Raw genomic sequence first — 23,628 nt, forward strand, 5'->3', positions numbered from 1 at the left:
AAAATTCACAAAAAAATGATTCCCTCTCATTGAGCATCCAAATAAATGGTACATGCATGCCTACCTGCATTTCGAAAATGTTCACAGAGAGGGATAACAACCATAAAAAAGGCACCTTAAGTGCTATCAAGATTAAGCGGCTTATTTACAACTTACTAAGAACAGATAAAGAAAATAAAGTCAGACCCTGCATATCGAAAAGTTTGAGAAGATCGCCATTGACCGCAATACCCTGCTGTTGCCCCTAATAGCACCCCAAACCCTCCTATTACTCCCTGGACAGCACGATACGATACTTAGGATTGCCCGATTTCAAATGCTTAAAAGCTTCTTCTATCTGGCTCATAGGATAAATTTCCACCTGCGGCCTGATCTGATGGTGTGCGACAAAGTCAAGCATCGTTTCAATGGCTGCAGGGCTACCCACTGGAGAAGCGGAGATATCACGCTGGCCAAATATCATGGGGAAGAGGGTAAACTGGATTGGATCCACAACAGCACCGACAAAATGCAGGCGCCCTTTTGGTTTTAAAGCCTGAATATATAAATCCCAATCCAGATTGACATTGACCGTGGAGATTATGAAATCGAAACTCATGGAGGCTGATTTAATTTCCTCCGGATCACGTGAGTTCAATGTCTTGTGAGCACCGAGAGACAAAGCTTCGGTGCGCTTATGCTCACTGGAAGTAAATGCCGTTACCTCACAACCCCAGGCATTCAAAAACATCAAGGCCAAATGCCCCAGGCCTCCTATACCAATCACCCCCACTTTAGCCGTCGGTTGAATATCAAACTGTATCAGTGGATTAAATACCGTAATGCCGCCACACAGGAGAGGCCCAGCCGAAACTAGGTCTACTCCCTCTGGAATAACCACCAGGCTACCCATATCTGCACGAACTTTATCGGCAAAGCCCCCGCCGGTAAGAGTGGTAAAGCGAGCTTCGGCACACAAATTTTGATCGCCCCGCCGGCAGTAGTGGCAGGTCTCACAATAGCCGGAATTCCAACCCAGGCCGACAACCGTACCGGGCTTAAAGTGCCCGGCCTGCTCTCCCGCAGCCAACACCCGTCCAATCACTTCATGACCCGCAACAATGGGGAACTTGGACACCCCCCACTCATCCTCAATCATGCTGAGATCACTGTGGCAAATACCACAGTAGAGCACCTCCAACTCCACCTCTGTTGCTCCCAGATCCCCCACTTCTACCTGATAGGGTTTAAAGGGCCCGCCGGCTTGCATAACCCCATAGGCATTGATGGTAGTCCCACTGGTCATAACCTACTCCCGTGGTATTCACTGAAGATCAACCCTGTGCATTCGGCCTAAAAAGCCGCGGCTAAGAAGAGTGAAAAAAAAGAGCCGGGGGTTTCCCGGCCCAAGCCAAGTCCTGTGAGGTTGCCGAATATCAGAGGACCCACGAGAAAACCTGGCTAACTCCTGTGAGGGGAATTAATTGAGCACGCGATATCCGCGCCCGCGCAGACAGTTCTTGATAATCTGCTGGGCTTCTGCACCGGCACTGCCAGCACCAGAGAGGCCACCCACCAGAGCGCCCGCTCCAGCACCTGCCGCCGCTGCGCGACTGCTATCACCAACAATAGCGCCCAGCGCGCCGCCCACTACAGCTCCGCCCGCAGCACCGGTTAACCCCCGGCGCCCCTGGTCGCTGTAGGTGGAATAAGCAATCCCCTTACACTCAGAGAGGTCGATTTGATACTGGTTCATATTGACGCCCCAGGTATCAATCACAATGCCACCGGCACCAGGTACCTGTTCCGGTTGAGCAGCACAGCCAGCTAATAGAGCTATGCAAAATCCTGCAGTTGCGCTAATACCAGTTTTCATCGAACACCTCTTACAGCCTGAGCCTAGAGATTGCGTATATGTCACGCTTTTCATCTTTAGGTTTAGCTGTTGGTTGAAGATGGCGCCAGTCGATGAAGAGAAAAAGCGAAGAAAAGAGTGACCAGATAGCCTAACAATCGGAATTTGATATGGCTTGCGAACTTGCTAAAGCCATTGTGATTACCTGGAGGAAAAAGTTAAGAGGTCTTTAGGGAGTCTTCAAGGAAAGGGGTCTACCTGCCAAGCAAAAGCTTAAAAACAAGCTCTCACATAAAAATTCACCCGTGAACAGAGTTAAAACTCTTTACCGGTAAGCGGGATTAATAGCGCGAGCCAGGTAACTAAATCCCGGCAATATCAATGCCCAAATTAGAGACAGGATCATCAGTGATTGCCACAGGGGCTGACCCAACTCTACGGTGCCATTCAGAAAAGCGCCGGTGTAATAGCTAAAAGGACCAAAAAAACCACCCAGTAACACTGCCAACCACAAATTACGCTGCAAAAACACCAAGCTGTAACGCAACGTCATCGCAAAGTTTAACCATAAACACACCAGCCAAATGGGTGGCCAAGAAATACCGCTGAGATTTTGCAAGATACCTAAATGGAAGAGAACGGAATCCACCCCCACACCAAATAAAAAAACACCCCCCAACCACAAAGGCTCCCTACGCAGATTTACCACAAAAGTTAAGTGGATGAACAAATTGATCAAGGTGAAGGGCACAACAATCCAGGGGCGTGCGACTATCACACAGAGAGGCCAGGCAATATCAAATAATAAAGCGTTGACTATTAACCGCCACATATCAGCCGATAAGAGCGCGTGGCTTGGCGAAGACGAACTGAGCAGTACTGATCACCCGCTGCATAAAGCCACCCTCGCAGTAACACAAGTAGAATTCCCACATGCGAATAAAGCGATCGTCAAAGCCCAAATTGCGCACTTGCGGCAGCTGATTCAAAAATGCTTTGCGCCAATGTTGCAAGGTACGCGCATAGTCTGCAGTAATATCCTCTAACCCCACAATCTGCATATCGGTAGCCATGGCAGTCTGCTGAGCAATCACTTGATTGGATGGCAGACAGCCGCCGGGAAAAATATAGTGCTGGATAAAATCAATATCTTTGCGATATTGATGGTAGCGTTGATCCGAAATGGTAATGGCCTGCATCAACATCAGGCCATCCTCTTTAAGCAGGCGCCCACAAATTGAGAAAAATTTGTGGTGGTATTCGTGCCCTACTGCCTCAACCATTTCAATAGAGACCAGTTTATCAAAGCGTCCCTCTAAATCCCGGTAGTCCTGTAGCAGCACGTGTACTTTATCTTGTAGTCCTTCACGCTCCACCCATTGGCGAGCGTATTGATATTGTTTTTCAGAAATAGTCGCAGTGGTTACCTGGCAGCCGTAGTGTTTTGCCGCATAAATGGCCATGCCCCCCCAACCAGTGCCTATTTCTAGCAAGTGGTCTCCGGGCTTTAATTGCAGTTTTTGGCAAATATGCTCCATTTTATGGATGGAAGCCTGGTACAAGGTTGTCTGCTCTGAGGGAAATATCGCCGAGGAGTAGAGCATGGTTTTATCGAGGAATAACTGAAAAAAATCATTTCCCTGATCGTAATGTGCAGCAATGTTTTTACGCGAGCCACGGCGGTTGTTACTGTTGAGACAATGCAGGGCACGCAGCAGCATACGGGGCAATTTACTCCAGCGGCTATCCATACTTTCAATCAGGGACATATTGTCAACCATCAGGCGAATGACATCCAATAAGCACGGGGAGTCCCAAACCTTTTCCATATAGGCTTCACCGGAACCAATAGTGCCGTTTAACAATACCTGTACATAGGCAATGGGATCCCGCACACGAATATGCGCCCGAACTTTTGCCTGTTCAATTGGTTGACCAAAACGGTAATGGCTATCCCCTTCTTCAATCAATAGATGGCCGCGCTCTATCACTTGCATCTTGCCCAAAACCAGCTTGCGGGCGAGTCTGATCAACCAGGACTGGCTCTCTCCTTCGACAATAACCTGTGAAGATTCTTTTGCATTCATAAACGCTTCTCCCCTCCCTGGACTTCACCCCTGCCACCGGGATGGGCATAGACAGGTGTGCGCTTGAACCATAATTTCAGCGCCTGCCAATAAATTGTGGCAATCACTTTTACGGTCATAAATGGATACTGGATCAGGATACGATTGAGCAGGTCACCACTCAGCTCACTGCGGCGCAGACTGAGAATGGCATCAAATAAGGGGCGCTCTTCCTGCTCCTCATCGCTTAAATCAAAATTCTGTAAATAAGCGGTTAGGCGATCGCCGGGAGTAATACTTCTCCAGCGATATCCCTGGGAAATCGGCATAAATGGGGAGACGTGAAAAGTCTTTGCAAAAGCTACTTTCTGTACACGAGCCCCAGAGCGGCAATCGAGTACATAGCTATGACGCTCCTTCCAGGGAGTATTATGAACATCCAGTAATAGCCAATGCACTTCCCTGCCCTCGGCATCAAAACAGTAATAAATACTGATGGGATTCATGTTATAGCCAAAGTAGCGCCAATTAGCGAGCACGCGTATGGGCCCTTGCGGGCGCTCTCCTGCAACCCGCTCAACTCTGAGACATACAGCCTCTTCGACACTGAGTTTCGGATCGCCAAAAAAATCCTCGCGACGAAATCGAGCCGGTGCCCAGGACTTTTTGGACCACCAGCGCGATAACGAGCAAAAATCATCCAGCTCCGCCAAGTCTAAATAAACCATAAACACTTTGTAGCGGAACTGATTTTGACGGGGCGCAAAACGACGATGCTGAACCCAACCAGTATAAATAGCGCTCTTCATGGCCGCGCCAGCAACGATAGCCTTTGGCTTTTCCTTCACCAATCAACCCCAAGCCCTTTGGCAACCCGCAGCGCACTGCATACCCCATCTTCATGAAAGCCGTTGGCCCAGTAAGCGCCACAAAACCAGGTACGATTCACTCCGTTTATCCTCTCCCACCGCTGTTGGGCACGATTACCCGCCACAGAAAACTGGGGATGCGCGTATTCAAAGCGAGCGAGAATTTTTTTAGGGTTGATTCGCTCCTCAGCATTCAGGGTGACACAATAGGTTTTATCCGTTGCCAATCCCTGCAGGATATTCATGTTGTAAGTGAGTACCGGCAGCTCATCGCTTTCGGCACGCAAGCGGTAATTCCAGCTGGACCAACTGCGCCTGTGCTGTGGTAATAAAGTGGAATCGGTATGTAGAGCCACACTATTGCACGCGTAGGGGATGGCACTGAGCAGTTGTCGCTCCAAATTAGAGGCATCTTTAAGGCATTCCAGCGCTTGATCCGAGTGGCAGGCAAGGATTACCTGATCAAACGTCAGCTGCTCGCCCTTACTGGTCACTAGCTCTACGCTTTGCTCCTTGCGCCAGAGGGATTTCACTTTAGTGGAGAGCCGAATCCTATCGGCATAGGGCGTACTCAGCGCAGGAATATAAGAGCGAGAGCCCCCTTTAATCACGCGCCACTGTGGCCGCCGCAGCAGATTGAGCAGCCCGTGATTGAAAAAGAAGCGCACAAAAAAACTTACCGAGAATTCCAGCATCTGCGACACACTGGCCGACCAAATTGCCGAACCCATGGGCACCAGATAACGGTTGGCAAATTCGGCAGAATAGCCATTTGCCGGTAAATACTCACCCAGGGTCAGGCCCTCATGAAGACGCCCTTCGCGCCAATCTCGCATAGCAGTGCGATTAAACCGCACTATATCCCATAACATGCGCCAGTGGCCGGCACTGAGAAGATTGGAGCGCTGGGAAAATAATGTATTGAGATTGTTGCCGGCATACTCATAGCCCTCCCGATCACAGCGCACACTGAAACCCATAGAGGTTGGCTGGGATTCGACACCCAGCTCATTGAGTAAACGAATAAAGTTCGGGTAGGTCCAGTCGTTATACACGATAAAGCCGGTATCAATAGCCAGGGTTCGCTTGCCTTCTTCCTCTACATCAATAGTCGCCGTATGCCCCCCCAGGCGGTCCTGTGATTCAAACAAGGTAATCTCATGCTTGCGACTCAAAAGATAAGCCGCCGTCATGCCGGCAATTCCACTCCCGACGATGGCAATACGCATCAACTCTTCCTTAAGGTACGAATCCTACTTATTTTTGGTGTGCAAAAACGAAACCAAAGAGAACGGAAAAATCCGAGAAAACGCAGTGGCAGGCTCAAGCGCAGAGGAAAATCGATTATGGATTTTTTGCGAGCCAACCCCACCTCAATATACTCCGCTGCTTGCTCCGCGCTAATCAAAAAAGGCATGTCAAAGTCGTTCTGCGCAGTGAGCGGGGTGTTGACAAAACCAGGGCGGATCAACACGACCTTGAGGTTGGTATGACAGACATCCCCACGTACCGATGCCAGAAAATAATCCAGCGCGGCTTTGGAGCTGCCATAAGCCTCTGCCCTGGGAAATGGCACTAGCGAAGATAAGCTGCCCAATGCGGCAAAAACCGGAGAAGCACTGACAGCCAACAGCGGTAAAGCACAATGCAATGTATTCACTACACCAAAGAAATTGGCATCAAAAACCCGCCGGTACATTGTGGTATCAAGCTGTAAATCATCGTCGTACTCACAAGTGCCAGCACAGGCAATCACCGTATCCAGATGATCGGTTAAATCCTTGAGGCGCTCGAAGGTAGAGGCCATACCGCTGTCGTCGGCCACATCGCAGTCGAGTATGCGAATATGTGTGGGAGCGAGCTGTTGCAGCTCTTCTAGCGCTTCACGCCGGCGCCCACTGGCAATTACAAAGTTATTATGCTCGGCAAGGCGCAAGACCAAGGCGCGTCCAATGCCGGAACTGGCTCCGGTAACCCATAGTGTCCTGCCGCGAATCTCCGTCACCAGTCAGCCCCGCTCCAGACGCAACTTAATCCTGCGCAACAGGGAGCCCAGCAGGGGCACCTGCTCGTACACCATTGCCCCCATGTCATAGAAATCTTCGTGATAAAACACTTTGTCGGAAAAGCGCACCAAACTACAACCGCGTAAACGCAGCGGCCGGCCGCCCTTCAAAGACTGGTGTGCATAGTGCATATACCAGGGCAGGCAGGCACTATCACGGGTAATGGAAGCCTCCTCAAAGCGAAAGCGACACTGGGTAAGGCCGTGGCTCATATCAGAGAAATAGGCCTTGAGGGCGGGGAGCCCCTCGATTCGGTGCAGAGGATCGCGAAACACAATTTTGTCACTGTACATATTTGACAGTTCCGCCGGGTCTCTAACCAAAAAATCCCGATAATAAGACTGGACTTCTTTTACCAATGTGCGGCTGCTCATTTTCCCTTCCACTGTATTCCGCGGCGCTACCCCTCTGATTTACGTTAGCCTGCCAATGGCAGATCACAGCGCCAAAATAAAAATAACCCAATCCATTTAGTGCGCAGATGCGTAGTAAGGATCGACACAACATTAGAGAGCGCTAATATGGCGCATAGGCAAAGACAAAACGGCAATGGAATTGCGGTGAAAGCTTCCCAGGACTACAAGGATGACTGGAGCAGGCTGCTAACGCAGGTTGGCGCTCAGCGCGACCGCCAGGCGTTTGAGCGTGTTTTCCGACATTTTGCCCCGCTCATTAAGGGCTTCCACCACAGCCGCAGTACCCAGGCACTCAACGCCGAAGCGGCCGATGAACTGGTGCAGGAAGTTATGCTCAAGGTATGGCATAAAGCCCCCCGCTTTGACCAGGGCAAGGCCTCGGCCAGCACTTGGATATTCACTATTATGCGCAATTGCCGTATTGACATGCTGCGCCGCAACCAGCGCCATCAAAATCGCGACAACGATGTTGATGTGGCCGATATTTGGGATGAGAACCTGGAAAGCCAGCCGCTGCTGTTCTTACAACACAAGCGCAACGAGCGCGATATTGCCGATGGCCTCAGCGCCCTGCCCGCTGAACAGTGCCACATTTTGGAAAAGGCCTATATGGAGGGAAAATCCCACAGCGAGATCTCCGAAGAATTGCGCCTTCCCTTGGGCACGGTCAAATCCAGGGTGCGCCTGGCCATGAAGAAATTGCAAGCTCGGTTCGTCAGGTAAACATCCAATGATTCGCCATCACCCGGATGAAAACCTTCTGTTGGAATACGCCTCAGGCAGCTTGGCCAGGGGCCCCAGCCTGGTTGTTGCAGCCCATGTGCAGATGTGTGCTGATTGCCGATCCCAATTGCATACCCTGAACAATCTCGGTGGCTCCCTCCTAAATGGGAGCCCGGCGCAGCCATTGCAAGCCAACGCCTTCGAGCGCCTGATGGAACGCATCAGCCAGATCCCGGAGAAAATCCTCCACAAAAATGAAGAAAGCTCCACCCCGGCCCCGGTCAGCAGGGAACCGGCTATGGACCACTTACCCAAAGTGTTAAATAAATTATTGGCCAGCAATCCAAACAGGCGCTGGAAGACCCTGACTCGCAACCTACAAATATGCCGGCTCAAGTCTGGACAGAGAGAGTATGAAGTGGCTTTTCACAGCCTGCGCAGCGGCAGCGGACTACCGAAACACGATCACCGTGGGCGGGAATTCGCCCTGGTACTGCACGGCAGCTTTTCCGATCACAACGGTATCTATGGGCGGGGGGATTTTGTCCTGCGCGAGCCGGGGCAGGTACACAGGCCCATCGCCACTCAGGACATGGACTGCCTGTGTTTTTCCGCAGTAGAAGCTCCGGTTTCACTCACTGGAGTCCGCGGTCTGTTTCTCAATCCGCTGATCCCCTTTCGGCCGGGTTAGACCCGATAGATTTTGCCTCCAGGTACACGGTAAGAAATATCACTGGCGTCCCTGCCATACATCCATTCCTTACTTATTTCCGATGCACTCTTTCCGTTGCTTACCCAGGGGCTCAGGAAACCGCCACCGGCGCCTGCTCCTTGTTCCCCGCGGTAAACTGGGTGAATAACTGCTGCCAGCGCTCCTGTACCTGGGCAAATTTCTGCTCACGCACATGCCCGTAACCGCGCACTTGCATAGGAATTGCCAGCAATTCCTGGGCTTCGGCAAGATTGTCAGCGCTTAGCTGAGCCGCCACCGACTTCACCGCCTGTGCCACCTGGCGCGCCCAGTCCCGTTCGGCGCGGCGCTCTTCGGTGTAGCCAAACACATCCAGCACGGAACCACGCAACGCTTTACCACGTGCCAACAATGGCATTAAGCGGCCCATCCAAGGGCCAAACTGCATCTTGCGCACCCGGCCACTGGCATCGGGGCGTGCCAGCAATGGCGGGGCCATATGGAATTTGAGGGAATAATCACCGCTAAAAGTCTCGCGCAACTGACGCTGGAAATCCTCGCCGCTGTACAGGCGCGCTACCTCGTACTCATCTTTATAGGCCATGGCTTTGAACAAGCTGTTGGCTGCAGTGCGGGTCAATTCCCCCGTCGTGCCGGCAAGAGCCAGCTCCGCTCGGTATAAATGCTCGATACCCTGTGTGAACTGGTGAGCGTAAGCGGCATTTTGATATTCAACCAGCTCGCGGCTCAAACGCGCGATCAGTTGCTCCACAGATTCCTGCGGCTCGATCATCTTTACGGGCTGCGCCGGTACCGCCAGCTTTTCTATCGCCCTCGGGTCCGTCGCCAACAAGCGCCCCGCACGGAATGCGCGCAGGTTATTTTCCACTGCCACACCATTCAGTTCGATGGCCCGCTCCAGTGCCGCCTCACCAATTGGCAGCAGTCCCTTCTGACAGGCGAAGCCCATAATCATCAGGTTGCTGGCAACCGTATCGCCAAACAGCGCCTGTGCGTACTTATTCGCATCGAAGGCGAAATACTCGGCACAGAGGGACTCAATGCTCTGTTGGGTGGCATCCGCCGGGAAAGCTAATTCGTTGTCTCGTACGAAGGCCGCCACCGGCACCTCCGCCGTATTCACCAGCGCACGCATTTTGCCCGTGGCAAATTTCGGGCGCTGGCCCGCAGCGGTGACCATATCGCAACCGAGCAGCAGCTCAGCGGCGCCATCGCGGATACGTGCAGTAGTGATGGCTTCCGGGCGCGCACCCACTTTTACGTGGGCGACCACCGCACCATTTTTCTGTGATAGGCCGGTGAAATACAGCGTGGTACTGCCCTTGTCTTCCAGGTGCGCGGCCATACCCAAAAGTGCCGCCACAGTGAGTACACCGCTGCCGCCGATACCGGCCACCAAGATGCTAATAGGTTGTTCCAGGGCTGCCACCGGCGCTGGCGGCAAATCGACGATGGCAGAATCCAGGGACTCAGCCAGAGACTGAACCGGCGGTTTCTTCAGCTCACCACCCTCGATGGTGACAAAACTGGGACAGAAGCCATCGGCACAGCGCATATCTTTGTTACAGCTGGACTGATTGATCTGACGCTTGCGGCCATAGGGGGTTTCCAGGGGCTCCACGGCGATACAGCTCGACTGCACACTGCAATCACCACAACCCTCACACACGCGCTGGTTAATCAGTAGGCGCTTGGGCGGATCCACCATCAGTTTTTTCTTGCGGCGCCGGCGTTTTTCTGCGGCGCACACCTGCTCGTAAATAATGGCGGTGACACCCGGCGTTTCACGCAGACGGCGCTGGACGGCATCCAGCTCTGAACGGTCTAACACTTCCACTTTCGCCGGCAACTGGCCACGGTGCTGATGCCAGTGATCGGGGTTTTCACTGAGCAGAACCACCACCCCAACGCCTTCTGCCAGCAGCTGCGCGGCCAGACTTGGAGCGTTTACCTCGCCATCGGCAGGCTGGCCACCGGTCATAGCCACCGCATCGTTGAGAAGGATTTTGTAGGTGATATTGACCTTACTGGCGACTGCCTGGCGAATCGCCAATAAACCGGAGTGGTTATAGGTACCATCTCCCATATTTTGGAAAATATGCTCGGCATTCGAGAAGCGGTGCAACCCCACCCAATGGGCGCCTTCACCGCCCATATGGGAGTAAGTATCGGTGCGCAGCCCCTTGCCCAGCGCCATGATATGACAGCCAATGCCGGCACTGCCGAGGCTGCCCTCCGGTAGTTTGGTGGAAGTATTGTGGGGGCAGCCAGCACAGAAAATTGGCTCCCGCGCCAACAGGCCTTGTGCTCGCTGAGGCACATTGCCTCCCAATTTTTCTGCCAGGGGGATCAAACGCTGTGCGAGGTCAGTATCTGCCAGCCAGCGGGTAATCGCCTTGGCCACCTGATCTGGTCCAAAACCCCAGATCGCCGGCAGCAGATCTTCACCATTGAGGTCCTTCTTACCGACTACTTTCGGGCGGCGGTTGTCCTCCCAGCCATACAGCAGTTTCTTCAACTGGTCTTCCACCAGCGGGCGTTTTTCCTCCACCACCAGCAGTCGTTCCATGCCGTCGGCAAACTCACTGATACCGCGAGGCTCCAGGGGCCATGACATCGCCACCTTATAAATGGCAATGCCCGCCTGGCGCAGATCTTCCTCGCTCAGGTTGAGCAGTTGTAACGCTTCCAGCAGGTCCCCATGGGCCTTGCCCACAGTCACGATTCCAAAGCGCTTGCGCTCGCTTTCATGCGTTGTTTTATCCAGGCGATTGACATAGGCAAAGGCCTGCGCCGCCGGCAAGCGCTCCTCCAGCATACGGCGCTCGTACTCCAGGCGCTCAGCGGGCCAATTCAGGTGCGGGTCATAATTCAAGCCATGGGCAGGAATGGGGAAGTCCGCCGGAATAGTGAACTGTGGCAAGCTTGGAACCACCAGAGAGGCACCGGCCTCTACCGTTTCGGTAATGGCCTTGAACCCTACCCACAGACCGGAAAAGCGCGAAAGTGCAATACCAGCGAGACCGAGAGTGAGATACTCGTCGATACTGGTGGGAAACAGCAACGGCATCATTACCGATTCAAAAATCTGATCGGTGTTGTGGGAAAACATGGAGGACTCAGCGGTGTGGTCATCGCCACACAATGCCAGCACACCGCCGAGTTTGGCGGTGCCCTGGATATTCGCCTGGCGAAATACATCTGCGGTGCGATCCACCCCGTGGCCCTTGCCATACCAAATGGAAAAGACCCCATCGCGGGTAGCCTGCTCTCGGTAGTGATCGACTAGCTGGGTACCCCAAATGTTGGTGGCCCCAAGGTCTTCGTTAATACCCGGTTCAAAGTGGATATCGTGCCCAGCGAGTAGCTTCTTATGACGCCAGAGCGCTTGGTCGTAACCGCCGAGAGGGGAGCCCCGATAGCCGGAAATAAAGCCCGCAGTATTCAGGCCAGCCAGCTCATCCATACGTTTCTGCATGAGCGGCAGGCGCACCAGCGCATCAATACCAGTCAGAAAGACTCGGCCAGAATCACGGGTAAATGCGGCTTTGAGAGAATACTCGGTATCAAAGCCCAGCTCCTGATCGCCTTCGACCATTGCCATGGGTACCACCTATTAATTCATTATTGCTTTTCTTTTGCCCGGTTTGATGACGATAGCCACGGTGCCACATTTCTCTCGGCACCTACTGAAACAGCTCAAAGCCAAACCGAAGCATCTGCTTACTAGCCGCTAAAATTAACACCGCCCGGCCGGGCAGGTCATACCAAAATAAGCCTGGCTAGGGCATAATACGGACACAACTCGCTAAAGATCACAAACTACCAGCAACAATTCACTCAAAAAGTCAGTTTTTTAGGGATTCATCGAATAGGCCCTACGCGGGGGCGCCACTGTGAGAGACGCAGAATCTACCCCTACACGTAACCACCTTCCTAGTTTGCAAGTCGGTTACAGGAAAGCTGAGTGAACGAGTAGGTGGTGGCTGGTCACTCAGCACAGATCTAGTGAGCGGATATTGATAACAAAGAATAAACGGTTTCACGGCGCAGTCATAAAACAGGATAATTGCCCAGAAAGGACTCAACCGGGATGTTTTGTCATGCCGGCATGGCAGTGAAGCAGCCGGATAATCCGGTGTTCGTTCAGAGAGAAGAGATACGGAAAAAACCATGGCCTATTTACTGGATGCCATCGATAAAAAAATCCTGGAGATCCTCCAGGAGGATGCCACTATTCCCAATATTGAGCTGGCAGAAAAAGTCTGCCTTTCCCCCTCGCCATGCTCGCGGCGGGTAAAAAATCTCAATGAACAGGGATTTATCAAGCGCGCCGTGACCCTTTTGGAGCCCGAAAAAGTAGGCCTTCCAGTTAGTGTCTTTATTCAGGTAACCCTCAACCACCAAGTGAAAAAAGAGCTACAGGATTTTGAATCTGTTATCGGCCAATGGCCGGAGGTTATGGAATGTTACTTAATGACCGGTGACTTCGACTACCTGCTCCGCGTGGTTGTTCCCAACCTACAGGCCTACCAGGAATTTCTCGATAAAAAACTGACGGAGTTACCGGGTATTGATCATATTAAGAGTAGCTTTTCCCTAAAACAGGTACGTTACCGCACTGAATTACCGTTGGATCAGTTGTTGGAAAAATAAATTAGACAGAAATACCCTCCTGCCACTGTCCTGATAAATTTTTAAGGCAATCCTCCAGTTTAAAGCGCCTGAGTTATACCCGGGCGCTCTCGCTATGCAGATCGTTTATTAATCTTGCTCTTGTTAATGGGGTCCATCAGGCTAACTCATTGAGAGACAGGCTCTCATAGATCATTGAATTATCAATATACTTGATCTGGGAAAAGCTATCCGCAAAAAAGAATATGAATAATTGGTGTTTTAAGGGAAGTCATTGAAAGCAATAATCAGAAAGATCTTACTGGCCACGTCAATTGCAGGCGGCTCTATTGGAAGCATTATGGTTGCAGCAGATACCATGATTTCACGAGAATTAACATTCAATAAAGCAATTGGTAGCAGCCTAGTATTTGCCTTTTTTGTATACTCAGTATACGCGGGCATAAAATTTTTGAGATTCCCTTCAAACATTAAGCACCTTGAGCGGGTTTTTATCGTACAGATCCCCTGGATTACATCTCCTATTCTGAGTTTTAAACTTGCCACCGGAGTAGGCGCCTCCTTTTTATTGATATATCCACCCTTCAGTGATACATATCGCCTGAGCATCGGTGCTGAATACTCACTCTCCCTATTAAGCGAACAAACTTGGGGGATTGGAGTAAACTTGGCCCCTATCAGCTTCTTGGCCCTTATCAGACTTTACAAAGAGTAAAACTTTAAGGCATAGAAGCGCAAACCCAAGCTATTAGCGCTCTCTAATTCAGAGAGTGAAAAGTTAGAAATAAATAATAAAGCTTATATACCAAAGATGAAGCACTCACTAGAAAAACCTAAAGAAACTGTCCTCTTTCTTCATGGTGCACTTGCCGATGAAAGAATGTGGGAACCACACCATCGTATACTCGCAAAAGAATACAGGGTTGTTTCTCTCACCCAAAGACATTTTGGTGTTGATAATAAAGGCTCGAGTGGAAGTTTTGGCATTGAAACTCATGCCGATGATTTAATTAGTTTCTCAGCCACGCTTGGCGATGGCCCCATTCACTTGATCGCCTGGTCTTATGGTGCTGATGTTGCCTTAAGCGCAGCAATAAAAGCCCCCAAATTGTTCAAAAGCTTATTTATCTATGAGCCTGGCTATCCAGGACATCTGGATGCCAAGAAAATGGAGGCGTTTATGCAGGATGCCGAAGCCATGTTTGGCAAGGTATTCGAAGCGGTTGACAATGGTAAGCTTGAGGAGGCTGTGGCGTTTCTTATTGATGGTTCCGGGAACAGAGCTGGCTATTTCTCTTCACAAGCACCAGTACTTCGGGCCCAGCAACTGGAGAATGCTCACACCCTGCCCTTACAACTCTCTCAAACTGAAAAGCCCTGCCTGGATAAAGAGCACCTGTCGAAAATCCAAATCCCCACTACGATTGGATACGGCAGTAATACCAGAAATCTCTTTCAGATAGTATCCAAATCTGCTGCCAGTCACACTCCTTCATCTAAATTATTGCAAGCGGCTTCAGAAAATCACATGTTGCCAATAGAAAATCCAGAAAAGTTTTGCCTGTATATTAAAGAGCACCTTTCAAAGAATTAACACTCAATCATCAATAAAATAAAAAAGAGTGGTGAAACCACCACTCCTTTTGTATCAATACAAGCCTAATCTTTCTTACATATCCGCGCCTCGGAATACCAATTACCTGCTTGGCAAGTTGCCCCTTGCTCACAATGTGCATCGGTTCTGCAATAGCACTGCCCGTCAGCATTACATTGGGGCGTTAGATAATTCTCAAGAGGGTCTTGGCCACTAACCCGCTGCCAGAATGGATTGGTAAAGACATTCTCAGGATCCAATTCCGCCTTGGCATCAAGGAACTGAGACCATTTCGGGAAGCGCGAGGGCATATCCTCAAAAATAGCCACCGAATTCTTACCCCAGTGCGGTCTGGCGCCATATTTGCGTAGCGACATCTGCTCAATTTCCAGGTTTACAAAGTAGTTTTTAGGCACCGCCTCACCGCGCTGGCGCAGAGTATACTCAATACCTACAAAAGCGGTGTCGCGCCCAGCACTCATTCCCAGATAGCTATCGGAGGCCTTACCAAAGCGGAAGTAAATACCGTTCAAGGGGAAGCAGGTGCGCTCACTGTGGGCAATAATCTGGCGCACATCGGCAATCCAGTTGGGCAGCTCCTCAAAAGGTATGGCCACTTCCTGCAAGGCAATCGGCAACTTATCCCAAACACAATTGTTCGGCTCTTTACAGACAAAATGCTGCATCAGATCCGCGTGCCCCGTGGGCTTGATGAATTTCTTTAGACCGGTATTTACATCGCGGAAATAAGAACTGGAGCGGGCCGTATAGCGCAGAGATGCGGCAAAGCACTGCAGGGCAGCACTGTCGGCTTCATGCAAGCTATCAAAAATCAGGCCAAAGAGATATTCGGAAAAATCCGAGACATCAGCTTGAGCGTTATAAGCATTGCCCCGGGTGTCCAAAGGAACCTTATTATAAGTAGTAACCGTATAGCGGCCGAGACCTGGGAACCAGGCAATATTTGCGGAGTGGTTATCCCGAGCCAAGCCCAAAATGACATTCTCCAGATCGCTGTCATCCCGGTGCCCCTTCACTTTGGCTTGCACCTTGTAGCCGGGTTCGGCTTCAATAGTCACTTCAACCACAACCCCCAAAACACCAAGGTTAACCCGCGCAGCATTGAGTAGTTCACCAGTGATTACACGCAGATTCCCCTTGCCATCAACGAGCTTTATCTCGGTGACATAGTCAGAAATCATATTGCTTTTCTGAGTAAAGGTGGATCCATGAGTGCCGCTGCCGAGCATCCCGCCAATCGAGAAGATCGCCAGCTCAGTAACCATCGGTACACTGAGTTCATGCTCACGCAAATAGGCTGCTAGATCATTAAAACGCATACCAGCTTGAACAGTTACCAAGCGGTTTTCTTTATCCAGGCTAACCACCTGGTTCATATTTTCCAGAGTGATTTGCACTTCGCCGTTGCCCGCACAAGCCGCGTCTATCTGGCTGTTAAAGCGCCGGGTACCGGTCATGACCTTGCGCCCCTGAGCCGCAGCATCGCGCACTATCGACTGTACCTCAGCGATTGTTGAAGGGTCATGAATAACACCGGGAAAACAATCCTGGGTGTCCTGATAGTTTTTCAAAACCTCAGGTACATCAATGGGGGGAGGTAACTGCTCCGCCGAAGCCCCCGCAGCAAAAAACAAACCTGCCGCACACAAGAAATTGGTAGCCCGGCGCAACAAATGACTTCGCCCGGAGAGAAGTGGATGGTACATGCCTTTGCTTCCTTGTTGTTGCATTACTGAGTTGTTGTATTTCAATTAATGAAAAAATTAACCAAATCTAGGTAGTAGCTCCCGGTCGATTATTTCCTGAACATTGCGACTGTGATCAGGCGCTTTACTACGTAGGAAATCCCCATATCCAGAACGGTAAGCCATAGCTGGACGGCGACCTATAGAGGGCACCCACAGGGCATGGTTAGTGGTAGCAAATTCCAAAGACTCACTGGCGAGGATACAGAGTGGCCCCCGGCTGAGTGCGGCAGCATCAAATATCCAGAACTCTTTACCGTTGGATTGCGCACTACTCGGATTTTTCCGAACAACCGCAGCAATTAGATAACCATCATTCTGCGCGGTGGATCCAGGCCGCGCCATAAACTGCGGTGTCCGCATCACACAGTCATCGGGGAACTGATAAGCATCGGCAATTTGCATGCGGGTGCAATCCATATGCACCAAAGCAGATGGCTTACTTTGCTCGGGCATATCCCAATAACTATAAAAACGTTCTGGGTAATTGCGGTATGCCCAGGAAACGCGCATAGAAACCAAATCTGGGCGGTAGCCCACCGCAGCCCAATACAGATGCTCAAATGTCTCTGGAAACTGAAAGTGCCCTCGATAAGCTGGGTCATTCATATCCCAAAGGAGGTTTTCATCGCGGATAACCCGGTAATCGTCTTTGATTTCCCGTGCAAAGTTGGACGTTACCTGAATTCTAGCCCGCACCAGACCTCCAACATCCACAGGCGCCGCCGGATAGCCGGACAACCACTTGGGCACTAGCCCACCCTCTTGGAATATTTCATAGCGGAACAGCTGTTCAGACTTATCCATGGCTCCCATATACTGGCCATAGAGAGTGATTTCACCGGCACTGTCGTCATAGTTGCAAACAATATCGGAGGTATCAAAGCCCAGCTCCAGGTAGTCAGCAATAATATCCTCACGCCCAGGTACCATATCCGACTTGCGTATCACCCAACAGCGAGTTTTGTGTTCCTGCGGCAGCACAATATGGGTACCGAGAATACGAGTGGATTCGACCCTCGCCGCGGTCTCAAAAATAATGACATGGTTACGAGTAACCCCCAGGGAGTGGGAACTGGCCGCGATATAAGCGTTATTTCCCTGGCGATCACGAATATTCCAGCTTTTGAAAGCCCCCCGCTGATCCCAGGAAATCAAGCGAATAAAGCCCGAGCGACCGGAGTCACCCATATTGCCACCATAATTGATGGTAATGCACTCACCGGACGCCAAATCAAAGAAGGGGTGACCAGTAGTGCGAATTTGTGGGAACAACCACTTCTTTGGCGTTAGGTTATCCAATAGAGGAGGAAGACTGGATTCCCACTCTCCCACCTCACCAATAGGGGTTATCATTTCCAGAGTGGTAGCATCGAACTCATAGGGCACCCCACCCTCATAGCTCATCGCAAAGCGATTTTCCCCCATATAATTGGGGGCCGTATTGCAATAATTCATAAAGCCAAGATTTGGGCTGGAATAGATAGTTCCCCCCAGCAAATTAAACTTATCGAAACCACTCAAATCTTGCTCCTGCATAATTGCAGAGGCGGTTCTGATCATTTTTCGCGTATAAGCCACACTGCCATTACTGGCTCTACCACTGAAATCCAACCGGGTAAGCGCACCTTTTCCATTTGGAGTCAAATGGTTAGGAGCGAGAGGAATCCCCTCGGCCATCAACAAATGGCCGGTAACATCATCAGGCAAGTTACCTTGAACCACCTTAAGGAAACCGGAAGAATCCTGCAGGCTGCCATGCATAATTGACTTTGGGAAGGTGGAATCCTCTAGGCGATTACTTGCCTGAGCTGTAGAACTGGTCATACCAGCCAGTGGCAGTGCCGATAGAGCACCTGCGGCTTTCAGAAGATCGCGACGTTTCATTATTTTCCTTGTAATAAAAACGGCCGACTGCTTTAACTGACCTTATGTTTATAAATTTAGTGCAATGTATTCATATTTGATTTTTAACACCCTCTTCACCAAGCGATATATATTTATTATTTCCCAGCTTGGCGAGCACACCAAAGGTGAAAATATTTAAACCCGAGCGGCAGTTAATTATATTAAACCGCAAAAATCAAGAACGAGATGATGACACTGTTAACCAGTTTTTCCGTAAAGCATAAGCGCCCTACAGAACTAAACAGTCAGGCAAAATAATATCAATAAAACATCTACTAAATCATATTTCCAAGCATTAACTCAGACGGAAATGAGAATCTTTTTCAGTACTTATTGTAATTCCGAACATCTAGGCTAGAAAATCTCAAAGAGCCAAACTCTATTTTTATTTCAACCACCACAACCCCCTAGACATTTACCACTAAAAAATCGTGCAACTTAATGTTGCCACAACGATTTATTCAGCCTTAAAGGCTAAAAGGTTAAAAGGTTAAAAGGTTAAAAGGTTAAAAGGCTAAAAGGCTAAAAGGCTAAAGCAGGGAGTTTTTCACCACCAAACAAATATTTACATTAATCGGCATAGCATATATTTCCCGTCCACTCTCAACGCTCAATGTTATAGAAGTATTATTTGTAGAAAGCTTGTTGAGGCACCCTTACAAAGTCCTAAATTTAAAGGATGAGAGCGAATTAATATAAACCTTCCCACCTTAATACACATCGATTTCTCAGCCTATATAGGGCCCGATACAATCAATAAAAACCGCAAGGAAAATAGGCATACAGAACGTACCGAACCTTATAGGAATATAAGGACTATAATTCCAGCTTCAACCTCTCCCCATTAGAGTTATCTGAAAATCCTTCCCGACGATAAAAATCTGCTGTCCTGCTCCACTTGTCCTTCTCTGGTGTACTCACCTCCAAACGTGGCCACCCCTGCTCTCTTGCAAAATAAACCACTCGGTCCAGCATTTTTTTTCCAATCGACTGACTTCGGTATTCAGGCTCTACGTAAAACTCTTCAATTACGCCATAATACCCCCCAGCATAAATAGCTGCAGACCTGGAAACGGTAATAACAGCAATAATCTCACCCTCAACTCTATAAAGAAAAGCATTATAAGCACTCTCCCTTACCAGCAGCTTGTTACTTGCCTCAATGAGTTGATCAGGTTCGATTTCACGCTTATGCCCCACCAAAGCCATTAATAGCTTGGCAACTAGATGCGCTACTATATCGGCATGCTTTGGCGTGGCAGTTATTATTTCACCCTGCATACTTCTACTCCCTGAATTTATTTATCAAAAAAATAAGAGTCTTCAAAAGCCTGAAAATGTGATCACATTTTCAGGCTATCAGCCTAAAGCACTTATAGCAAGGGGAAATAAATACTGCCCCTAAAATCAATATTCAGCGAAAGGAGTATTTTTCAGAACAAGGGGAGAGGCGGTAGCCAAAGCTCTCAGGAATTACCTTCATACTGAGTAGCTGAAACCAGTTGTTTATTCCCTCAGCTTAAAAAGTTAGAGATTACTTTGAAATGGGGCCAGGGACAGTTAAGCGTATTGGAGAACAAAAAGCCTATCTTATTAACAGGGAAATATCACAGAGAAACAAAAAAAGCTCCCACTTGAGGAGCTTTCACAACCATCAATACTTATCAGTCCCAGCGATTAAATACCACATGCATTCCGTGGTTGTCATCACTAACAAATACGAAATAACCTGCATTGGTGTGCCTGGAAGCACATATTTTAGTACCGCCAGAGGTCTCTGAACACTCCATTTTATTGGCTTCAATACCTATCGTTTCATAGGCACATTGATTAGATTGTCCAGCCAGATTTTGCACCAGATCACGTGTAGTTCTAGCCAACACAAATCGGTAATCACCAAAGTAACGGTAATTATAGGCATCCAGGTAATACGCCTGGGAATCCACACCAGACTTTAGAAGGTCGGAGTAACACTTCGCAGGATTGGCCATCCACAGCATGTCCATGTCATTAGAGGTGTGAACTGCAGGCCAGTTTTGTTGGTCATGCTTGGAAAGGACTACATTGGTGGAATCAACGTAGTCTTTTACAACAACATAGTCACCTTCATCACTTTCTATACGGCAAACTGGCGCACCACCGATAAAATCATCACACTGTACATCATCTAATGTGATTTGAGTGGTGGAAGTGATACAGCTAGAGGCAAAGTTTTTTGCCCAGTTTTTCACCGCGATAACGGCATACTCGCGCTTATCTTCAATTTCATAGTAGAAATCTGAAAAAATGCGGTACACCTCACGGTCATTTGTATTGCTCTGAGTCGCAGCCTCGGAGCATTGGCTAAAATTCGGCAAATCAAACGTTGTGTTGGCCTGTGCAGGAATAGCAGCAGCAACAGCCATAGCTACTACAGATAAGGATGCAATGGTTTTCATTCGAAATCCTCCGTGAACTTACTCTCTCAAAATCGTCGCGGATTCTAGCAAAGTGAAGCAATCGAATGAAACATTTTTGTAATATGGTGACAGAGCAACCCTCTATTAACCAAAATCGTCCATTGAGGTATGCAGGTACTACTCAATTGCAAAAGGGCCCAAAGCATGAGAAGAGCACAATAAACTAAGTCATAGTCACCAGACCCAGCAATAAAACTTATACACTAATACACCGATTGATTAGATTAACCAGTTGCTTCAGCTGTTTTTTTGCCTGCGAACACTCTCCATTTTAATACCTTAAAGGAAAACCGCAATTGCCCCTCTGTCAATCTTTATAATAATTTAGGCTACTGAAACATACACCAGTTCATATATCCAAGCGGTACTCATTTACTAGAGTTGGGAATGTAATCTCATTTGACAGTAAATAATGACTTTAATTAAATATTAAATTTGTCCTTATATAGCATTTCTGCTATTTTAAAATCCATTTCGGTATCAATATCTATTGATTCTTCACTAGAAATCTTATAGTAGTGAGTTTGGCCACACAAATAGTTCTTATCTTCTATCAATTTTTCTCTTTTGCATATAACAAGCCCAAAGGTGGGGATAAGATATTCTTGTAAATCTTGAGAATTTGGCATTTTATTTTTTGTGAAATTAAAAGGCTTATTATCAAATATAATAAACTCTTTAAATGAGACTACTGACATTAAGGAATCGAAATCACCTTTGAAATATGTTTCTATTGCTTCTAAATAAGTTTTTTCGTTTACAAGAGGGCTTGTAACCTGTGTCACTATAATATTTTTAGATTTGGTTGTGCTTCCCAAATATTCGTGATACTCGCTATTTGAGCAATCAGAAGAAGCATAATATGGATCTCTTCTAAAATACTTTAAATTGTTCTTTTTTGCGATTTCAATCGCTAACTCTGAATCAGTGTTTATTATAATATCTTCAACTGGTAATTTTTTAACCTGATTGATTTTTATTTGCAGAAGATTGCTATCCGCAAATTTTTTAAAATTTTTGTTTTTAACTCTTTGAGAACCTGCTCTTACAGGTATGACTGCTGTAAAATTTTTCATATATTCTCAAAATTATCATAAAAGTGTTTAACGCCTAAAGATAAATTAAATTTTGGCTCCCACCCTATTGACTTTAGCTTATTATTAACTCCTGTTATATGTGTCTGATCTCCTACATAACCTTTTTTTTCTATTATGGAAACTTTCTTGTTTAACACTTTTGAAATTTGATTTATTATTTTTTCAGGAGTTTGAGGCTCCTCATGCAGAACATTATATGTTTGACTATCTGTTTTTTCATTTGAAATAGACAGATAAAATGCTTCACAGACATCGTTTACATGCACAAGCGATCTTACTCTATCTTTTTTTCCCGTTATAGGAACCTCTCCGGTATCAAGAGCATATTTCAAATAAATACTGACAATTCCTTGGTGAAGGTTGTCCATATCTTGCCCTGCTCCATATGTAGCAAACAACCTATAAATTGTATAAGGAATGTTATTATGCTCATATAGCAACTTAACATAGTTTTCGCTTGCTAGCTTACTTACTCCATAAAAGCTAATTGGATTCTCCTTTGTTTCTTCTGTGACAAACTCATTATTTCCATAAACAGACATAGAAGAAGACAAGATTATTTTTTTGATATTTGTTTTTTTACAATAATCTATCAAATTTACAGTAGCCAAACAATTATATAAACAATCTTCTTGAGGATCTAATAAAGATTTATATCCTCCTGATTGAGCCGCAAAGTGAAAAATATAATCATATTTTTCACCCAAAAGAGAAAATTTTTCTTTATTGGACATATCAAATGAAAAGCAAGTAAACTCATTTCTCTGTGAAGAGGTGGGCGTTTTTTTATCTAATATATGAACATCATGTTTTTTAAGTTTAAGAAATTTTGCAAAAGTATAACCTATAAACCCTAACCCGCCCGTTATTAAAACTTTCATTTTACAATTCCATTTTTCTTTAATTCTTCTTTACAAGAAGCTCAATTCTCAAATTTTATTGCTTTGTCGTCAAAATAAGCAACAACATTTGTTTTTTCAAAAGTAATTTCTCTGATGTATTTTAACATTCCTTTATCTTTTAACCATTCTTCAATCAACTCTTTGGCGGTTTTTTCATTAACTAAAGGTCTATCAGGGTTACATTTACAAGAAAATACAATTAAATTAAAGTTTTCTGATAAATCTTTTAATATTTTTACTGTATCTTTTATAGGTTTTCCATATATTGTACCATCATGAAAGCCTTTATCCATTTAACCTGGGAACTTGAAGCCATAAAACCAATCCTCCTGTTGGCATGCTAATCCACACCTTTGGGATGAGATGGTCAGTCAGGAAATTACGATACTGATCAACTTGCTCCCGCAATCGGGGTCTCAATGTCGCCGGGTGCTTAGCATATTGCCCACTACAGATAAAATCAGCCAAGCTCAATTGGAGTGGTGAATTTACCCCTAAGCTCTCGAGTTGACGTTGCTGCCTGTAATAATTTAAATATCGTCCAGGCAAACACCAACCCAGTCGATAACCAGAACTCAGTG

21 protein-coding genes are annotated in these 23,628 nt (G+C 47.8%); 5 read left to right on the top strand and 16 right to left on the bottom strand.

Going from position 1 to position 23,628, the window contains the following annotated elements:
- Nucleotides 1-268 precede the first annotated feature (268 nt).
- The 8 genes from ahr to ACJJIC_RS16715 all read right to left on the bottom strand — a co-directional run bounded on the left by ahr (nt 269) and on the right by ACJJIC_RS16715 (nt 7,209).
- Nucleotides 269-1,285, bottom strand: coding sequence for an NADPH-dependent aldehyde reductase Ahr (gene ahr / locus ACJJIC_RS16680; RefSeq protein ID WP_444886646.1), 1,017 nt, complete (start codon nt 1,283-1,285; stop codon nt 269-271).
- Between the two features lie 174 nt (nt 1,286-1,459).
- A complete protein-coding gene (locus ACJJIC_RS16685; RefSeq protein WP_252082282.1) occupies nt 1,460-1,855 on the bottom strand; it encodes a YMGG-like glycine zipper-containing protein in 396 nt (131 codons plus the stop codon).
- 304 nt (nt 1,856-2,159) lie between these two features.
- Nucleotides 2,160-2,666, bottom strand: coding sequence for a DUF2878 domain-containing protein (locus ACJJIC_RS16690; protein WP_444909201.1), 507 nt, complete (start codon nt 2,664-2,666; stop codon nt 2,160-2,162).
- Between the two features lies 1 nt (nt 2,667).
- The gene (locus ACJJIC_RS16695) at nt 2,668-3,921 is read right to left on the bottom strand and encodes a class I SAM-dependent methyltransferase (RefSeq protein ID WP_444909200.1); all 1,254 of its coding nucleotides are present in this window, start codon (nt 3,919-3,921) and stop codon (nt 2,668-2,670) included.
- A complete protein-coding gene (locus ACJJIC_RS16700) occupies nt 3,918-4,748 on the bottom strand; it encodes a DUF1365 domain-containing protein (protein ID WP_445357468.1) in 831 nt (276 codons plus the stop codon). The genes ACJJIC_RS16695 and ACJJIC_RS16700 overlap by 4 nt, the downstream gene beginning before the upstream one ends.
- On the bottom strand, nt 4,745-5,998 hold the full coding sequence (locus ACJJIC_RS16705; RefSeq protein WP_445357469.1) for an NAD(P)/FAD-dependent oxidoreductase: 1,254 nt from the start codon (nt 5,996-5,998) through the stop codon (nt 4,745-4,747). The genes ACJJIC_RS16700 and ACJJIC_RS16705 overlap by 4 nt, the downstream gene beginning before the upstream one ends.
- On the bottom strand, nt 5,998-6,774 hold the full coding sequence (locus ACJJIC_RS16710) for an SDR family NAD(P)-dependent oxidoreductase (protein ID WP_445357470.1): 777 nt from the start codon (nt 6,772-6,774) through the stop codon (nt 5,998-6,000). Before ACJJIC_RS16710 ends, ACJJIC_RS16705 begins: the two co-directional genes overlap by 1 nt.
- Nucleotides 6,775-6,777: 3 nt before the next feature.
- Nucleotides 6,778-7,209 carry a nuclear transport factor 2 family protein gene (locus ACJJIC_RS16715; RefSeq protein WP_252082292.1) on the bottom strand — a complete coding sequence of 144 codons (432 nt, stop codon included), beginning with the start codon at nt 7,207-7,209 and terminating at the stop codon, nt 6,778-6,780.
- A gap of 147 nt (nt 7,210-7,356) precedes the next feature.
- On the opposite strand from ACJJIC_RS16715, the gene ACJJIC_RS16720 reads away from it, so the two are divergent.
- Nucleotides 7,357-7,974 carry a sigma-70 family RNA polymerase sigma factor gene (locus tag ACJJIC_RS16720; protein WP_252082293.1) on the top strand — a complete coding sequence of 206 codons (618 nt, stop codon included), beginning with the start codon at nt 7,357-7,359 and terminating at the stop codon, nt 7,972-7,974.
- Between the two features lie 7 nt (nt 7,975-7,981).
- Nucleotides 7,982-8,665: a ChrR family anti-sigma-E factor gene (locus ACJJIC_RS16725; protein WP_444902683.1), complete on the top strand. Its 684-nt coding sequence runs from the start codon at nt 7,982-7,984 to the stop codon at nt 8,663-8,665.
- Nucleotides 8,666-8,777: 112 nt separating this feature from the next.
- On the opposite strand, the gene ACJJIC_RS16730 is transcribed toward ACJJIC_RS16725, so the two are convergent.
- The gene (locus ACJJIC_RS16730; RefSeq protein WP_444902684.1) at nt 8,778-12,290 is read right to left on the bottom strand and encodes an indolepyruvate ferredoxin oxidoreductase family protein; all 3,513 of its coding nucleotides are present in this window, start codon (nt 12,288-12,290) and stop codon (nt 8,778-8,780) included.
- A gap of 569 nt (nt 12,291-12,859) precedes the next feature.
- Here ACJJIC_RS16730 and ACJJIC_RS16735 point away from each other — a divergent pair.
- From ACJJIC_RS16735 to ACJJIC_RS16745, 3 genes are all read left to right on the top strand, one after another.
- Nucleotides 12,860-13,342, top strand: coding sequence for an Lrp/AsnC family transcriptional regulator (locus ACJJIC_RS16735; RefSeq protein ID WP_152456185.1), 483 nt, complete (start codon nt 12,860-12,862; stop codon nt 13,340-13,342).
- A 253-nt stretch (nt 13,343-13,595) separates the two neighbouring features.
- Nucleotides 13,596-14,036 (top strand): hypothetical protein, encoded by a 441-nt coding sequence (locus ACJJIC_RS16740; RefSeq protein WP_444902685.1) that lies wholly within the window; start codon nt 13,596-13,598, stop codon nt 14,034-14,036.
- Nucleotides 14,037-14,132: 96 nt separating this feature from the next.
- Nucleotides 14,133-14,915, top strand: coding sequence for an alpha/beta fold hydrolase (locus ACJJIC_RS16745; RefSeq protein WP_444902686.1), 783 nt, complete (start codon nt 14,133-14,135; stop codon nt 14,913-14,915).
- A 65-nt stretch (nt 14,916-14,980) separates the two neighbouring features.
- On the opposite strand, the gene ACJJIC_RS16750 is transcribed toward ACJJIC_RS16745, so the two are convergent.
- The 7 genes from ACJJIC_RS16750 to ACJJIC_RS16780 form a co-directional block, all read right to left on the bottom strand.
- Nucleotides 14,981-16,642: a D-arabinono-1,4-lactone oxidase gene (locus ACJJIC_RS16750; RefSeq protein WP_252082302.1), complete on the bottom strand. Its 1,662-nt coding sequence runs from the start codon at nt 16,640-16,642 to the stop codon at nt 14,981-14,983.
- Nucleotides 16,643-16,699: 57 nt separating this feature from the next.
- Nucleotides 16,700-18,568, bottom strand: a complete 1,869-nt coding sequence (locus ACJJIC_RS16755; RefSeq protein WP_444909197.1) for a carotenoid oxygenase family protein — start codon at nt 18,566-18,568, stop codon at nt 16,700-16,702.
- An 837-nt stretch (nt 18,569-19,405) separates the two neighbouring features.
- The gene (locus ACJJIC_RS16760; RefSeq protein WP_444909196.1) at nt 19,406-19,870 is read right to left on the bottom strand and encodes a GNAT family N-acetyltransferase; all 465 of its coding nucleotides are present in this window, start codon (nt 19,868-19,870) and stop codon (nt 19,406-19,408) included.
- A 383-nt stretch (nt 19,871-20,253) separates the two neighbouring features.
- Nucleotides 20,254-21,027: a hypothetical protein gene (locus ACJJIC_RS16765; protein ID WP_444909195.1), complete on the bottom strand. Its 774-nt coding sequence runs from the start codon at nt 21,025-21,027 to the stop codon at nt 20,254-20,256.
- A gap of 443 nt (nt 21,028-21,470) precedes the next feature.
- Nucleotides 21,471-22,124, bottom strand: a complete 654-nt coding sequence (locus tag ACJJIC_RS16770; RefSeq protein ID WP_444909194.1) for an acylneuraminate cytidylyltransferase family protein — start codon at nt 22,122-22,124, stop codon at nt 21,471-21,473.
- Nucleotides 22,121-23,026, bottom strand: a complete 906-nt coding sequence (locus ACJJIC_RS16775; RefSeq protein ID WP_444909193.1) for an NAD-dependent epimerase/dehydratase family protein — start codon at nt 23,024-23,026, stop codon at nt 22,121-22,123. Before ACJJIC_RS16775 ends, ACJJIC_RS16770 begins: the two co-directional genes overlap by 4 nt.
- A 41-nt stretch (nt 23,027-23,067) precedes the next feature.
- Nucleotides 23,068-23,340, bottom strand: coding sequence for a hypothetical protein (locus tag ACJJIC_RS16780; RefSeq protein WP_444909192.1), 273 nt, complete (start codon nt 23,338-23,340; stop codon nt 23,068-23,070).
- Nucleotides 23,341-23,628 lie beyond the last annotated feature (288 nt).

The sequence above is a fragment of the Microbulbifer mixtoriginis (SeqCode) genome (assembly GCF_052468275.1).